The organism is Vibrio aphrogenes, assembly GCF_002157735.2.
Lineage (GTDB): Bacteria > Pseudomonadota > Gammaproteobacteria > Enterobacterales > Vibrionaceae > Vibrio > Vibrio aphrogenes.
The window spans coordinates 1324419-1340511 of record NZ_AP018689.1; the positions used below are offsets into that span (position 1 = coordinate 1324419).

The 16093-nt window shown below is 42.9% G+C and carries 11 protein-coding genes; 8 read left to right on the forward strand and 3 right to left on the reverse strand.

Going from position 1 to position 16093, the window contains the following annotated elements:
* Nucleotides 1–29: 29 nt before the first annotated feature.
* Entirely contained in the window at nucleotides 30–983 is a 954-nt protein-coding gene (locus VCA1004_RS06050) for a TerC/Alx family metal homeostasis membrane protein (RefSeq protein WP_086984267.1), read from the reverse strand.
* A gap of 344 nt (nucleotides 984–1327) precedes the next feature.
* Nucleotides 1328–3061: a bifunctional metallophosphatase/5'-nucleotidase gene (locus VCA1004_RS06055; protein WP_086984265.1), complete on the reverse strand. Its 1734-nt coding sequence runs from the start codon at nucleotides 3059–3061 to the stop codon at nucleotides 1328–1330.
* A 293-nt stretch (nucleotides 3062–3354) separates the two neighbouring features.
* Between VCA1004_RS06055 and VCA1004_RS06060 the strand changes: the two genes are divergently transcribed.
* The 5 genes from VCA1004_RS06060 to VCA1004_RS06080 all read left to right on the forward strand — a co-directional run bounded on the left by VCA1004_RS06060 (nucleotide 3355) and on the right by VCA1004_RS06080 (nucleotide 9686).
* Complete coding sequence (locus VCA1004_RS06060) at nucleotides 3355–5016, forward strand: DUF2813 domain-containing protein (protein WP_086984263.1); 1662 nt, start codon at nucleotides 3355–3357, stop codon at nucleotides 5014–5016.
* 89 nt (nucleotides 5017–5105) lie between these two features.
* Nucleotides 5106–5915: a sugar-phosphatase gene (gene yidA / locus VCA1004_RS06065; RefSeq protein WP_086984261.1), complete on the forward strand. Its 810-nt coding sequence runs from the start codon at nucleotides 5106–5108 to the stop codon at nucleotides 5913–5915.
* Between the two features lie 231 nt (nucleotides 5916–6146).
* A complete protein-coding gene (locus tag VCA1004_RS06070) occupies nucleotides 6147–8456 on the forward strand; it encodes a zinc/cadmium/mercury/lead-transporting ATPase (protein ID WP_086984259.1) in 2310 nt (769 codons plus the stop codon).
* Between the two features lie 77 nt (nucleotides 8457–8533).
* Entirely contained in the window at nucleotides 8534–8842 is a 309-nt protein-coding gene (locus VCA1004_RS06075) for a PTS fructose transporter subunit IIB (RefSeq protein ID WP_086984257.1), read from the forward strand.
* Nucleotides 8832–9686, forward strand: a complete 855-nt coding sequence (locus VCA1004_RS06080; protein ID WP_164520835.1) for a PTS sugar transporter subunit IIA — start codon at nucleotides 8832–8834, stop codon at nucleotides 9684–9686. The genes VCA1004_RS06075 and VCA1004_RS06080 overlap by 11 nt, the downstream gene beginning before the upstream one ends.
* A 135-nt stretch (nucleotides 9687–9821) precedes the next feature.
* Here the strand turns inward: VCA1004_RS06080 and VCA1004_RS06085 are convergent, their stop codons facing one another.
* Nucleotides 9822–10676, reverse strand: a complete 855-nt coding sequence (locus tag VCA1004_RS06085; protein ID WP_086984253.1) for a helix-turn-helix transcriptional regulator — start codon at nucleotides 10674–10676, stop codon at nucleotides 9822–9824.
* Between the two features lie 265 nt (nucleotides 10677–10941).
* Between VCA1004_RS06085 and VCA1004_RS06090 the strand changes: the two genes are divergently transcribed.
* From VCA1004_RS06090 to VCA1004_RS06100, 3 genes are all read left to right on the forward strand, one after another.
* The gene (locus VCA1004_RS06090; RefSeq protein ID WP_086984251.1) at nucleotides 10942–12834 is read left to right on the forward strand and encodes a PTS fructose transporter subunit IIABC; all 1893 of its coding nucleotides are present in this window, start codon (nucleotides 10942–10944) and stop codon (nucleotides 12832–12834) included.
* 80 nt (nucleotides 12835–12914) lie between these two features.
* Nucleotides 12915–14102, forward strand: coding sequence for a mannose-6-phosphate isomerase, class I (gene manA, locus VCA1004_RS06095; RefSeq protein ID WP_086984249.1), 1188 nt, complete (start codon nucleotides 12915–12917; stop codon nucleotides 14100–14102).
* Between the two features lie 236 nt (nucleotides 14103–14338).
* A complete protein-coding gene (locus VCA1004_RS06100; protein ID WP_086984247.1) occupies nucleotides 14339–15928 on the forward strand; it encodes an ABC-F family ATPase in 1590 nt (529 codons plus the stop codon).
* Nucleotides 15929–16093 lie beyond the last annotated feature (165 nt).

Genomic DNA, 16093 nt, shown 5'->3' on the forward strand with positions numbered 1-16093 from the left:
TCGGCGATCAACTCGCCTGTATTTTGCCGTTATGCTTGTTGTTTCTTCGCCGCATTTTTCTCTTTGATGATAGAAGCAATAACCGCAACCGTCATCGTTGTCAGCAATACCGATAACGACACCATGGTTGGGATTGCCCATTCGGTATCGATAAGCAACATTTTCACCCCAATAAACGTCATAATGAAGGCTAACGCTGGACGTAAATAAACAAACTTATCAATCATCCCTTCTAAAACGAAGTACAGTGAACGTAAGCCCAATAAAGCGAATACGTTGGCCGTTAAGACTAAAAACGGTTCTTGCGTTACGGCAAAAATAGCCGGTATAGAGTCTAACGCAAACATCACATCGGTCATGGCGATCACCGCGACTACGACCAGCAATGGCGTAACCATAAAGCCGAGATTATCACGTGTAAATAACTTGGTGCCTTGATAGTTGTCAGTGACTCGGAACAATTTACGCACCAATCGTTCTGGGAATGAACTGACCTCTTCCTCTTCTTCTTTTTCTGGCTTAGACAATTGATAACCAGTCCAAATTAAGAAGAAAGCAAATAAGTACAAAACCCAATGGAAGGTGTGTAATAATTCCGCGCCAATGGCAATCATCACCGCACGTAAGATCAACGCACCGATGACCCCCCAAAGTAGCACTCTTGGTCTGAGTTCATGCGGAACGGCAAATCGGCCAAAAATCAAAGCAAAGACAAATAAGTTATCAACGCTGAGTGATTTTTCTAATAAGTAACCCGTCAGGAATGCGGTGGCGGCATCATGAGCTGAATACGTGCTGTCAGGTTCAAACACGTTCCAAAGTTCATACAATGACACAAAGAATAACAGCGCTAAAGCAACCCAGAATAAACTCCAGATCGCGGCTTTTTTAATGGTGATATTGCCATTTCGAGTTTGCCATACATCGAGCAATAACATCGCTAATGTTAACAAACCAAAATAAACATAAGTTGAGATGTGCATTTCTATCCTCTCACTGCGGATAGAAATGAATGAAAGCATTCAGACCATCCGCATAACACGACGCATATCTGGCCAAAAACCAGATAATTAGTTTTATGCGTTGGTCTCGTCAGAGTGGATTTCCACCTTTGCTTACCGGAAATAGATCTATCACAAATGTGGCCTATTTCGAGATGACGACAAGCAAATTTTCACTGACTACTCCCCAAACGCAGACAATGTACTCGTCTAAGTAGAAAGCAACAAGGAGTATTTTAAAAATTTGCCAAGTTAAACATTAACAAAATGTTTTTATGGAAGTTTTTTACCCCACTTGCTGAAAAAGGCATCATAAAGGCAAGCGATTATCGGTAGTGTTCCTGTACATTTTGTGCAATCGATTGAATACGCTCAGGAAAATTTTGCAAAAACTCAATAAAACAATCAGCCATCGAAAAATGCGTCACTTTACCGTACTTATGCATATTCAGTATCGCGTCATAACCTTCTTTGCCTTTCATGGTATAAGCCGAGGATGTCCCTTTATACCAACTTTCCTCTTCGATGCTTTCCCAACGGCCGTACTGAGAAAATATTTTCAATTGTTGAATGCGCTGCCCCTGCGGATTATCGGCAACATAGGTGAAATCTAAATTATGGACGTATGGATAACTGCCAGAGCCGGTTCCTATAACTCCATTATTTAACGCATTATTAATTGCCCCTTCTAAGATCAAGCCAATGTTTTTCCCTTGGATTTCATACACACCAATCGGAACCACAAAAGGCAATAATTTACCGGCAATATCAGCAATGGTAATGTTGCCAGGGTTCAATGAAGAACGCACTCCACCTGCATTATGAATAGCAAAATCAACCAAATAGCCTTGTTTTTGCATCATAAAGGCAAAAGATTCTGCCACCAGCGGTGCTAAAACACTCGGCCCAGATTCATCAGGAATACGCACATGTCTTAACGGATATTCACTGCGAGCAATAATGGTTTCTTGTAACTTACGCACACGTGGCATGTATTTATCTACCAAGATGCTGTGCAACTCAGGGTCTTTTTTACAAATCACCACATTAGGATGTTGACGTAAAAAATCACTGGCTTGTTGGTGCGAGTCATCTTGATAAGCATTCGATAAGGTGGCATCTAAACACAAACGCCGCCCAAGCAAGATTTCATTTTTGCCATTAAATTCGCTCACACGTCCATGTTGATCAAAAGTGATCTCACAATGGCCGAGCGATAAAGCATGACACCCCGCTTGTACAACGTAAGTACCAGCAACATATTGACCATAGTCATCATCTTTGCTTAACCCTAACCCTGAAAAGTCACCCTGTAACCTATGGGAATGCCCCCCCACAATCAAGCCAATGCCAGAGACTTGTTTTGCTAATTCTAAATCAGATTCATAGCCTAAATGACTCAGCAAAATAATATTGTGAATGCCTTGCTGATGAATTGCGGCAACCGTTTGTTTTGCCACCTCGATAGAGTCGAGAAACGGCGTATCCACATCAGGGTTAGAAATATCGGCCATTTTATCTAAGGCTAAACTAAAGATCGCAATGGGCACGCCCTGCACTTCTTTGACTAACCAGCCAGCATGCGTGTTTTGGTAGGCAATTAATTGTGATGAATCACTGACACGGAGGTTCTTATCCGTTGACTCCTTCGATACATCCCAATTTCCCGCTAAGAGAGGAAACTGTATGCGCCTTAAAAAATGCGCTACCGGTTCATTACCCATATCCAATTCGTGATTGCCCAATGCCATGGCATCAATATTGAGGGCATTGAGTAATTCTGCATTCGCTTTGCCTTTGAATAAGGAGAAATACAAGGTGCCTTGGAAACAGTCTCCGGCATGCAAAAATAAAAAACCTTGTTTACGTTCAAGCGCTTGTTGCTTTAGCTGTTTAACTCGAGTGGAAATACGAGCAAAGCCACCAGCACTGACATAAGGTTCTAGTTGATGATCACCAATATTCAGTTTTAGCTGCAATGAACTGGGTTCAAAGTAGGAATGAGTATCATTGATATGAGCCAAAGTAAGGCTGACTGATTGATTGTTCTTTTGAATCATTATACCTCTATCTTTATGCTTAACTTGCCAAGCCTATCTCATGAATATTGATGGCCTTGATGTTAAGTTTTTCCATACTACTGCTTGCTTGATGACAAAACTATGAATTTTTAATTTTTCCTTAACTCATAAACTCGCTACTATAAAGTCATCACTATATGAAAGTCTGACAATTTCAACATAATGCACTCTCTAGCATTATATTTATAAGGTAAGCGCCTTGGTCCAACGAAAGAACATGCTCAAAGCCAATACGCTCACCACTTTGCACTAATCCACTGTTAAGGTGACCTATGCAACTTGACCGAATTGAGATCCTTGGTTTTCGTGGTATCAAACGTTTGTCATTAAGTTTGGATGAAATCACGACCTTACTTGGGGAAAATACCTGGGGAAAATCCTCATTACTTGATGCGCTTTGTATCGCCCTGCCCACATCCGGACAACTCTATCAATTTGCGATTGAAGATTTCCATGTCGATTACGCTCAATCGGAACCTCAACTGCAACAAATACAAATCATCACCCGTTGGCGCACCAGTTATCCCAAAGAACATAAGAATAGACGTTATAAAAAACTCAAACCCATTTGGCAAGATGATCTCAATGCTGCCAATGAACCATGTAAAATCTGTATCTATCAGCTCACCGCTTCACGCAATGAATTAAAAATTGAAACCAAGCACCAATTCTTAGACCGTGATGGCAGCCCTTTGGCATTAAACGACAGTCATAAATTAGCGATGGAATTGTCGCGCATTCATCCTGTCATTCGCTTACGTGATGCACGACGTCTCCCAACATTAACCACGCATGAAAAGCTCGACACTCACATTCAAGACAAAACCGAAAAGCGTATTAATAATACTTACCGCCGGCTGTTGGCTATGCCCGGTCATGTCAATAAAGCCGAATTAAAAAGCACCCTTAATGCGATGCAAGACTTAATCGAGCATTATTTTTCATTCGAAAAGCACCCTGCTCGCCCGTTAGTTGCCACGCGAGAGAACCTCTTTAATGGCAATACGACTTCAGCCGAAGATCATTCGAGCTTGGTCAAAATCTTACAACAAAGTAAAAACCAGCAAAGTAAGTTGTTATTAATGGGCTTATTGAATGCTTTTTTACAAGCCAAAGGGAATGCCACCATTAGCCCGATGGCTCGCCCGATTTTGATCTTAGAAGATCCTGAAGGCCGCTTACACCCAACCAATTTGTTAAAATCTTGGGAGTTATTGCAATTAATTCCAATGCAAAAGATTTTGACCACCAATAGTGGCATTTTACTCAGCGCCGTTCCTTTATCTTCGATCCGTCGCCTTGTCCGTCAGTCCGATATTACCCAAGCCTATTCAATCAAAGAACATCAACTTAACCGTGATGATTTACGTCGTATCAGCTTTCATATTCGTTTTCATCGCCCCAATGCACTGTTTGCGCGCTGTTGGTTATTAGTGGAAGGTGAAACCGAAGTATGGCTATTTAATGAACTGGCTAAAATTTACGGCTTTAACTTGGCCTCAGAAGGAGTGCAAATCATCGAGTTTGCTCAATCAGGGTTAAAGTCTTTGATCAAAATGGCAAAAGCCTTGCATATTGATTGGCATGTGGTGGTGGATGGCGATCCAGCCGGTAAAAAATACGCCACCACAGTGCGAACTCAGTTAGGCGCCGACATTGAAAAGCATCGCCTCACTGAACTTCCTGACCGTGATATTGAGCACTTTTTATATCACAATGGTTTTGAAGAATTTTTCCGTAATATGGTGCACATCACGCCCAATCACCCAATTCCAGATAAAAAGATTGTGCAACGTGCGGTAAAAAAACACGCCAAGCCAGATCTAGCTTTAGGGATCGTCGAATACTGTGAGGAACAAGGTCCTGAGTCTATTCCTTTATTACTGCGTTGGATCATAAAACGGGTCATCACCATGGCAAATGGCAACCAGTGAACGTTAAGCCCGCGCTTTCATGTTCGCGTCTTATCGCCGATGATAGTATGATTCCTTTTTATTAAAACAGTAGTAAGGATAATGATTTCATGTACAAACTGATTGCCATTGATATGGATGGAACGCTGCTTAACTCGGAACATCGTATTAGTGATGATAACAAACAAGCCATTGCGGCGGCGCGTGCGAAAGGCGTGCATGTAGTGCTTGCCTCAGGTCGACCTTTAGATGGCATGCTGTCTGCACTGCAAGAATTGGACATGGATTCAGACGATGATTTTGTTATCAGCTACAATGGCTCTATGGTGCAAAAAGTCGCGAGTAAAAGCATTATTCGTCAACAAATCTTAACCGGTGCCGATGCCAAAATTATTGCCAACTGGGCAGAAAAACTCAATGTGAATGTGCATGCTTTTTCGCTAAAAGACGGATTAATCACCCCAAAAAACAATAAATACACCACTCATGAGAGTACGATTAATGGCGTGCCCCTCACCGAAATGCCATTCCAACAACTGCAAGATGAAACGCCCATTTTAAAAGCCATGATGGTTGATGAAGAAGCGGAACTTAACCAAGCCATTGCTTCTCTGCCGCAAGATTTATATGAAAAATTCACCATTGTTCGTAGTGCGCCTTTCTTTTTAGAATTTATGAACCCCGCCAGTGACAAAGGGGCCGGTGTCAAAGCACTTGCAGAGCATTTAAATATTCAGCCTTCTGAAGTGATTACCTTTGGTGATGCAGGCAATGATCATCACATGTTGGAATACGCAGGCTTGGGCATTGCAATGGGTAACGCAACCGAAGCAACCAAGCAAGTGGCAGATTATGTCACCGACACCAACAGCAACAGTGGCGTGGCGAAAGCCATTGAAAAGTTTGTCTTAACTGCTTAATTATTTTTCGTTTCTTTAAGTGCGTCGTGTCTTTAAACACGTCGCTTCTTTAAGTTCAGTTTCTTTAAGCACATGTTTTCTTAAAGTGCCTTATTAAGTTTTAAATGAGGCACTTTTTCTTTTGCACACCTCATTCATATCCCCATCAATTTTAATTTTTCACTTTTTGATTGACCTTAGAGTGTACTCCAAGGTGTAAGGTAGGTTTATCAATCTTAATGGAGCTTGGTTATGACCATAAAAAATGTGAATTCATTGTCTCACATATCCTCAATTCAACCGTTATCCGTTGCCAAAGCGCCTTCTGCAGAGACCAGTTGCGCTCAAGACACCACTGGCACCTCATCTTGCTGCTCTCAATCGGCCCCATGCCAGGCCAATAATGAGGCCCCTGCTGCAAGCAATCCTGATCATGAGCGTCAAGAGTGGAAAGTTGTGGGGATGGATTGTCCAGCGTGCGCGAAAAAAGTTGAAAATGCTGTCATAAAAATCGAAGGAGTTGTCAGCGCTAAAGTGTTATTTGCCACAGAAAAGTTAGTGGTGCAACTTCAATCACCTGCAACCCATGAACAAATCGAACAAACCTGTGTCGCTGCCGGTTTTCAGCTCACTTCGGTTCATAGCACACCAGACAAATCAGAGAAAAGCAAAGGCTCGCTCTTCACTGACAACATTCAGATTATTAGTATTGCGCTTGGCATGATCGTCGCTGCGCTACTCAAATCTTGGTCACCACAAGCCAGCCAATGGTTATTTACCTTAACTTGCGTGCTCGGTTTAATACCAATTTTAAAAAGTGCTTATCAGTTAACTCGCTCAGGAACGCCCTTTGCTATCGAAACCCTTATGAGCGTCGCGGCGTTAGGGGCTTTGTATTTAGGTGAAACTGCCGAAGCCGCCATGGTGTTATTGTTGTTTTTAATTGGAGAACGGTTAGAAGCATTTGCCGCCTCTCGAGCTCGTAGCGGAGTACAAGCGTTAATGGCTTTAGTCCCTGAAAGCGCTATTAAAATCATTGATAACCAGCGCGTCACTATTGCTGCCTCTGAGCTTCAACTTGATGATGTGATTGAAGTTTCTCCCGGTTCTCGTTTACCCGCCGATGGTCAATTATTAGATGATACCGTCAGTGTGGATGAAAGTGCTTTAACTGGCGAATCCCTTCCTGTTGAAAAGCAAAAAGGTGACAACGTCATGGCAGGCTCGATCGTGGTTGACCGCGTGGTGCGCTTTAAAGCTATTTCGAAACAAGGTGAAAATGCCATTGACCGCATTTTACACTTAATTGAAGAAGCGGAATCTCGCAAAGCACCTTTAGAGCGTTTCTTAGATAAATTCAGCCGCTGGTATACACCGCTGATGATGGTGGTGGCGTTATTAGTGGTGATCACCCCGCCCTTGTTATTTGCTCAGCCATGGGAAACTTGGGTCTATCGCGGGTTAGCGTTATTGTTAATTGCTTGTCCTTGTGCGTTGGTGATTTCCACCCCTGCCGCAATTACTTCTGGATTAGCAACCGCCGCCAAACGTGGTGCCTTAATCAAAGGTGGTGCTGCCTTAGAACAGCTAGGCAAAGTAGAAGTTATGGCGTTTGATAAAACCGGTACGTTGACACAAGGTAAGCCAACCGTAACAGACGTCATTGGTTTAGATAACCTGACTCAAGATGAATTATTATCATTAGCCGGTGCTATTGAAACTGGATCTAACCATCCTCTGGCAAAATCACTACTGCTTAAAGCACAACAACAAGGCGTGATCTTGGCTGAGGCAACAGATAAGCAAACTCTTGCAGGCGTTGGGGTTCAAGGTAAGGTTCAAGGCCAAATTATTCGCATTTCGTCACCCTCTAAATTGTCTGAGGCGCTTACCCCTTCGGTCAACACGACCGTGCAACAATTAGAAGATCAAGGGAAAACCGTTGTGGTTGTCACACGTCAACCTGAGCAACAAGCGGCCAGCGTGATTGGGATCATTGCTTGGCAAGACACACTACGCAGCGATGCTAAACAAGCCTTATCTGCGTTAAATAAACTCGGTATCCAAGCGATCATGTTAACCGGCGATAACCCACGCAGTGCCGAAGCGATCAGTAAAAAGCTTTCTAGCGACAATAAGCCAATGGATTTTCAAGCCAGCTTATTACCGAAAGATAAAGTAACGTTTATTGAGAAACTGGCACAGCAATCACATGTTGCTATGGTCGGAGATGGGATTAATGATGCGCCAGCCATGAAAGCGGCAAATGTCAGTGTAGCGATGGGCAGTGGTACTGATGTGGCCTTAGAAACCGCCGATTCTGCCATCACTCATAACCGTTTAACTGAATTAGCTGTCATGATTGAGTTATCTCAAGCCACCTTAACCAATATTCGCCAAAACGTGACGATCGCCTTGGGACTTAAAGCGGTGTTCTTAGTCACCAGTTTATTAGGGATAACCGGGCTATGGGTGGCCGTCTTAGCCGACAGTGGCGCCACCGCCTTGGTCACCGCTAACGCATTACGATTATTACGTTTTAAACCTAAAAATATTGATTAAAATTTCAAGGAAACAAGTTGAAAGATATTGCCTCAGAAGTATGATGTGCCAATGTTCATCAATCGATAGGAAAATGAATGAAGATTGTTGCAGTCACTGCTTGCCCAACAGGTATTGCTCATACCTATATGGCCGCTGAGGCATTAATCAAATCGGCGGCTCAAGCTCATATTACGATTCATGTAGAAACACAAGGCGCGATGGGCATCGATAACAAACTCAGTTATAAAGACATCAGTGTTGCCGATGCCGTCTTGATTGCCTCTGATATTAGTATTGAACAACAAGAGCGTTTTGAACAAGTCAATGTGCTTCACGTCTCTATCGAAGAAGTACTGACTAATCCAGATAATGTCATCCAACGTTGTATTCAATATGCAAACTAAACGGATCACCTTTTATCTTGGTGAAGCGGGCCTACCTTCCTGGTTGATTAAAGGCATTCATCAGCAAGTCAAAGCCTTCGATGGTGACGTGACCCTCATCAAAGTTCAATCACTGCAATCGGTCAATATCCAAGATTATTTCAATATCATGCAACTGGCGTTTCAGCCGTTCGAATTATGTCAGCTTGTCCTACGTGGTAACTGCGCCTCTCCCACCTTTACCAGCCAAGTACACAAGCTCAACCTTTTTCTACAAAATGAGTGTTTGGTTTTAAACGCTTCCACCAGTATCCAAGAGCACTCTCAAGATAATACCAGCGCCCAAGCCCAAGATAATAAGCCCTCAAAAATGGGACTCTTTCACACCCAGCTCTTTCATATCGACAAAGCCTTAACCAATTTTTTAAAGCTGTATTCTTTAGTCAAGCAAAGTGAAGATGATACCGGTGCGGAGAAGCAGTTTTGTTTACGTTGGATTGCCAAATTTGCCCAAACGACAGACCCCATCCAATTAGAACAACAACTCAACCAGCGTGAGCAACTTTCATCCACTGGAATGAAAGGTGGCATTGCTTTACCCCATATTATCAGTGACGCGGTAACGACCCCCCAATTGATTATTTTAACCCAACACAAGCATATCGATTGGTTATCATCCTTTGGCCCTGTCACCCATGTCATTGCCTTGCTCATCCCTAAGCCCCCTAGCGCTGATGCCTTGTTAGCCGTACGCCATTTAGTCACCACTCTCATCAAACCCGAAGTCTGTGAGTTTATTTGTCAGCATAATGATCAGCTAGAATTACAAGCCATTTTGACCTGCTTCATGCAATTAAGTGAATAGGGAACCTTGGACAAAACAAAATTGAGCAAAACAAAAAGTGCTAGAAGCTAAGGCTTAAACCTAAAACCTAAAACCTAAAACCTAAAACCTAAAGTAAGAATAAGCCACCGCTATGATGTCACTAGTAAAGCATCTCTAATTGTCCACATACATGGCGCGAAATTCACTCGGCGTTCGGCCCGTTTTACTCTTAAATACCCGGAAAAAGTAATTCACGTCGTTGTAGCCACAACGTAAAGCCACCTCATTTAACCGAAATGAGTAACGCGTTAACATGAATTTAGCCCGTTCTAATCGCACCCAGGTAATGTAGTCGGCTAACCGCATGTGTCCTTGTTGACGAAATAAACGGGAGAGATGATTGGGGCTGATATTAAAGCGGTGAGCAATACTGTCACGCGTAATGTTTCGATGGAAATTCTCTTGGATATAAATGCAAATGCCTTGATACAGGTCTTCAGCCCGGCTTTGGGAGGACGCATCGGGTGAAAGCAGCATTCCATGACAATAACTCATTAAAGCCATCAATAAATGCCCACCGGTCGGATGCAAGTTTTTTTCTTTCGATAAGGTGTTAAGTGCATTTAGGATATGATCAATAGCATGACCGGTGCGGGTTTGAATACTATGTTTTTGTACATCAAAAAAGGTACTTTCGCCTTTTCGCTTTTCCACTAGGCTGAATCCAAGTTGTCTTTTGCCAAACAATAAACTCAAGACACAACAATCGGTATCCCACTCAGGTTTATTCCAACAGTTAGGCGGAATATATAAAATATCGCCGGGCAATACGGTTACATTTGTCACCCCAAATTCTGGGTCCTCAATGTGGTTAATGTATTCTCCAGTGATCACAAACTCCATTCGAGGAAAGTTCACCTGATAGCTAAAAGGCGGTGGTGAAGTTTTATCATGAGCAAACCAAACACGATTAAAGCTTTGTTGCTCAGACAACACCCCTTCAAGCACATTAATGAACACCTGATTCATACTAAAAACCTTATTTCATGCTGATAAAACAAACGAATACGACCTAATGAACGCACTACTTTAGTCACTTAAATCCACTGGTTCTCATTCTATCGTAAAGCAAAGAGTCACTATAGCGTGGCCTTATTTTGACCAGTGATCACGATCACAAATGACAATCACGGTTACAATAATCCAGTAAATGGCGCATATCTACACTATTCTTTCCTTAGCAAATCACCAACAATTCATCATAAATAAACCATAAAAATAAATAGGTACTGCCATGATTACCCAGCTGATTAACGAAAAACTAATCCGCTTAGATCTTAAAGCCACCACCAAAGATGAAGTCTTTGCAGAAATGGTGGACATTTTAGATGCTCAAGGAAAACTAAGCGATAAGGCACAATTTTTAAGTGATATTTACGCACGTGAAGAGATTGGTAACACCGGCTTTGAAGAAGGTGTTGCTATTCCCCACGCCAAAAGTGCGGCAGTAGCAGAACCCGCGGTCGCCATTGGTATTAGCCGTTCCGGTATCGAATACGGCGCTGAAGATGGCGAAGATTCCAAACTGTTTTTTATGATTGCCTCTCCTGATGGTGGCGCTGATCACCACATCGAAGTGTTGGCAGAATTATCATCTAAATTAATTGAAGATGGTTTCATCGATGCTTTCTTTAAAGCCGAAACTCCAGAAGCTGCTTTAGCTTTGTTACTTGAGAAAAAAGAAGCAGAAATCACCGTTGCAGCCGATAAAGGTTTAATTATTGGCGTAACAGGCTGTCCTGCGGGGATCGCCCATACTTATTTAGCCGCCGAATCATTAGAAAAAGCCGCGGCCGAAATGGGTTACGAAATTAAAGTCGAAACCAATGGTTCTATTGGGGTGAAAAACGCTCCGACTCCAGAAGAAATCGAGCGTGCGGTCGCCATTGTCGTCAGTTGTGACAAACAAGTAGACATGGCACGTTTTAACGGTAAAAAATTGATTCAAACTGGCGTTAAAGCGCCCATCAGTAATGGTAAAGGCGTGATTCAACAAGCATTAGACGCCGCCCCTTTCACTGCGGATGCATCACACGCCAATAAAGAGGATAAATCAGCCAGCAACTCAGGTCGCTCTAACTTATATCGCTACTTGATGAATGGGGTTTCTCATATGATCCCATTTGTGGTTACAGGTGGTTTGATGATCGCGCTTTCATTGGCGATTGGCGGCCAACCAACACCAAACGGCATGCAAATTCCAGAAGGTAGCTTATGGAATCACGTCTTAAACGTTGGTGTAGTGGCATTCCAATTAATGATCCCGATTCTTGCAGGCTACATTGCATTTGCCATTGGTGATCGCGCTGCCTTAGCTCCGGGCTTCATTGGTGGTTGGATTGCGAACAATGGCTCTTTCTATGGTGCTGAAGCAGGTACTGGTTTCATCGGTGCGATTATTGCAGGCCTACTTGTGGGCTACTTTGTGCGCTTTATTGCCACTCGTGACTACCACAAAATGCTTGCACCACTAGTACCGATTATGATTGCTCCGATTTTAGGAACCGTCTTTATCGCATCTCTATTCATCTTTGTCATTGGCGCACCAATTGCAGATCTTATGCAATGGTTAAATGCCGTCTTAACAGAAATGAGTACTGGTAACGTTGTATTACTTGGTATTGTGCTTGGTGGTATGGCTGGCTTTGATATGGGTGGTCCATTCAACAAAGTGGCTTTCCTATTCTCAGTAGGCATGATCGCAAGCGGCCAAACACAATTTATGGGTGCAATGGCCGTCGCTATTCCAATTGCTCCATTAGGCATGGCATTGGCAACCGTCATTGGTCGTAAATTTGGTATCTTTGAAGACAGCGAAATTGAAGCTGGTAAAGCGGCAGGTGCCATGGGCTTAGTAGGTATCTCTGAAGGTGCTATTCCATTTGCTGCGCAAGATCCACTATCAGTGATCCCAGCAAACGTAATTGGCTCAATGGTGGGTGCAGTTATGGCCTTCTCATTTGGCATTACCAATAGCGTGGCACACGGTGGCCCAGTTGTGGCTCTATTAGGCGCAATGAATAAACCACTATTAGCGCTTATGTGTATGGCAACTGGTGCTGTCGTTACTGCCGTTGTCTGTGTGGCGTTGAAGAAAATGCGCCAAGCAAAAATGGCTACAGCGTAAAAACATCCTCAATTTTATATTCAATGCAGGCTATAATGCCTGCATTCTTTTTTATTCACAGCTTGCTGCTAAGGAACATTATGAACACACTCCCTGCGTTTATTCTCATGAAAAATGTTATTCAAAATTATGCTTGGGGAAGCACGACCTCAATACAGCAGCTTTTCGATATTCCCAATCCAGATGCCCTTCCGCAAGCGGAAATTTGGATGGGAGCCCATCCCAATGGTTGCTCTCAAATTACGCATCAAGATAAGACTGTGGGCTTAAATGAGTTTATTGAACACAATAAAACTGCCGTATTGGGCGAACGTACAGAAAAACGCTTTAACGAATTACCTTACCTCTTCAAAGTGTTAGCGGCCGAAAAAGCACTCTCCATTCAAGTTCATCCAAGTAAACAAGCCGCTGAAATTGGCTTTGAAAAAGAAAACCAAGCCGGCATTGATCTTAAAGCGGCCAACCGAAATTACAAAGATCCTAACCACAAGCCTGAATTGGTATATGCCCTTACCCCTTACGTTGCCATGAACGGTTTTCGAGATTACGCCGATATTGTGCGCTTATTTGAAGCGCTGGATGCGGCCTCATTACACCCTTACGTGAAGGCATTAAAGCAAAACCCAACAACTCAAGGTCTGAGTCAATTTTTTGAAGCCATCTTATCTTTATCTGGCGATGAAAAAGCGTCAGCATTACAAGCTCTGCACCAATATGCCAGCCAACAAAAAGGCGACGAATTTGCAGACTTACTCTTGGATTTAGAAACGCAATACCCAGGAGATGTAGGTTTACTGGCTCCATTAATGCTGCACACCATTACTCTACAGCCAGGCGAAGCTATGTACTTAGACGCTTGTACTCCTCACGCGTACATCAAAGGAACCGGCTTAGAAATCATGGCTAATTCCGATAACGTATTACGTGCAGGTTTAACCCCTAAATACATTGATGTACCGGAATTAATCGCCAATACATTATGTGAGCCAAAACCAAGCGCTGAAATCCTGCTAAGTCCGAAAGAAGAAAAAAATACCAAGCATTACCCAATCCCAGTCGATGACTTTAAATTCAGTGTCTATGAATGCGAAGCGAATTTGACCTGTCAAAGTGCAGAAATCATTTTTGCTATCGACTCTGATGTGACCTTAATGCATGAAAACGGCGAGGTACTGGTACTGACTAAAGGTCAATCTGCCTTTATCCCATATTCTACAGGCGCATATAAAGCGTTAAGCTCTGGCTGCTTTGCCCGAGCCTATAATTAATATCAATACCATCATCTAACTCTCCACCCTATAAACTGCGCTAACCTTGGCGCAGTTTTTTTATCATTCAATCATATAATTTGACGGGTATCACATAGCCTTCATATCGTCTATAATGCGCGCTAATTCATAATGCAAAGTGTCTTTTTCATAAAGTCTCTTTGCCATAAAGTGTCTTTGTCATGACGCTTTGCCTTGTGATTAAAATTTAAAGATTAAACCTGAGGAATGCCGTTATCTTAAGTACAGCAAACATCACCATGCAATTTGGTGCCAAACCCCTATTCGAAAATATCTCTGTTAAATTTGGTGACGGTAACCGTTACGGCTTAATTGGCGCAAACGGCTGTGGTAAATCCACCTTTATGAAAATTCTAAGTGGTGAGCTTGAGCCAAGTGCTGGTAACGTTAGCGTTGATCCCAACGAACGTGTTGCCAAGCTGAATCAGGATCAATTTGCTTATGAAGAGTTTACGGTAATCGATACGGTTATCATGGGCCACAAAGAGTTATGGGATGTCAAAGTTGAACGTGACCGCATTTATTCTTTAGCCGAAATGAGCGAAGAAGACGGCATGAAAGTAGCCGATCTTGAAACTGAATTCGCAGAAATGGACGGTTACACCGCTGAAGCGCGCGCTGGTGATTTATTACTTTCTGTGGGTATCCCAACAGAGCAACACTGGGGCCCAATGAGCGAAATCGCACCAGGTTGGAAACTGCGTGTTCTTTTGGCACAAGTCTTGTTTGCCGATCCAAACATCATGCTACTTGATGAACCAACCAACAACTTGGACATGGACACCATCCGCTGGTTAGAAGACACACTAAACCAACGTAACTGCACCATGATCATCATCTCGCACGACCGTCACTTCCTGAATGAAGTTTGTACGCACATGGCCGATATCGATTACGGTGAGCTACGTGTTTACCCTGGTAACTACGATGATTACATGTTTGCTGCCACGCAAGCTCGTGAACGTCTATTAGCAGATAACGCGAAGAAAAAAGCCCAGATTGCAGAATTACAAACCTTCGTTTCACGCTTCTCTGCCAACGCATCAAAAGCGAAACAAGCAACTTCTCGTGCTAAACAAATTGATAAAATTCAATTAGAAGAAGTGAAAGCCTCGAGCCGTCAAAACCCATTTATTCGTTTTGAGCAATCAAAAGAATTGTTCCGTAACGCTTTAGAAGTAGAGAATCTTTCTCAAGGTTTTGAAAGCACGCTTTATGATAACTTCAATGCGATTTTTGAAGTGGGTGAACGTGTTGCCATCATCGGTGAGAACGGCGTTGGTAAAACCACACTATTGAATACCCTAGCTGGCGTGTTAGAGCCAAAAACTGGTTTTTATAAGTGGTCTGAAAACTCAAACATTGGCTACTATGCACAAGATCACGCACATGAATTTGCAGAAGATCTAACCGTATTCGATTGGATGGCACAATGGCGTCAAGAAGGCGACGATGAACAAGTCGTACGCAGCTTCTTAGGCCGTATGCTCTTTGGTCAAGACGACATTAAAAAACGTGTACAAGTCTTATCGGGTGGTGAGCAAGGCCGTATGTTGCTTGGCAAACTGATGATGCATAAGCCTAACATGTTATTGATGGATGAACCGACCAACCACATGGATATGGAATCGATTGAATCATTGAACTTGGCCTTGGAAAACTACAAAGGCACCCTATTCTTTGTATCGCACGACCGCCAATTCGTATCGTCACTCGCAACACGTATTCTTGAAATTCGTGATGGTCAAATCCATGACTTCCGTGGCACTTACGATGAGTTCTTAAAAGCTCGCGAACAAGCCTAAACGACTCTATTCTCCCCTATTGGAGGAAGCGTTAATAATGGCTCAAAATAAACGAGCCATTATTTAAAACGAGTCATTAAATACTCAAAAAGCGAGCCATCAGGTTCGCTTTTTTGTGTCTGCTAACAAGTATTTGGATATAACAATTTAGGATTACGGCTAAGT

Bases quoted from the DNA above. Each gene is read 5' to 3' on its own strand.
- VCA1004_RS06050 (WP_086984267.1), bottom strand. From the start codon at position 983: ATGCACATCTCAACTTATGTTTATTTTGGTTTGTTAACATTAGCGATG.
- VCA1004_RS06055 (WP_086984265.1), bottom strand. From the start codon at position 3,061: ATGATTCAAAAGAACAATCAATCAGTCAGCCTTACTTTGGCTCATATC.
- VCA1004_RS06060 (WP_086984263.1), top strand. From the start codon at position 3,355: ATGCAACTTGACCGAATTGAGATCCTTGGTTTTCGTGGTATCAAACGT.
- yidA (WP_086984261.1), top strand. From the start codon at position 5,106: ATGTACAAACTGATTGCCATTGATATGGATGGAACGCTGCTTAACTCG.
- VCA1004_RS06070 (WP_086984259.1), top strand. From the start codon at position 6,147: ATGACCATAAAAAATGTGAATTCATTGTCTCACATATCCTCAATTCAA.
- VCA1004_RS06075 (WP_086984257.1), top strand. From the start codon at position 8,534: ATGAAGATTGTTGCAGTCACTGCTTGCCCAACAGGTATTGCTCATACC.
- VCA1004_RS06080 (WP_164520835.1), top strand. From the start codon at position 8,832: ATGCAAACTAAACGGATCACCTTTTATCTTGGTGAAGCGGGCCTACCT.
- VCA1004_RS06085 (WP_086984253.1), bottom strand. From the start codon at position 10,676: ATGAATCAGGTGTTCATTAATGTGCTTGAAGGGGTGTTGTCTGAGCAA.
- VCA1004_RS06090 (WP_086984251.1), top strand. From the start codon at position 10,942: ATGATTACCCAGCTGATTAACGAAAAACTAATCCGCTTAGATCTTAAA.
- manA (WP_086984249.1), top strand. From the start codon at position 12,915: ATGAACACACTCCCTGCGTTTATTCTCATGAAAAATGTTATTCAAAAT.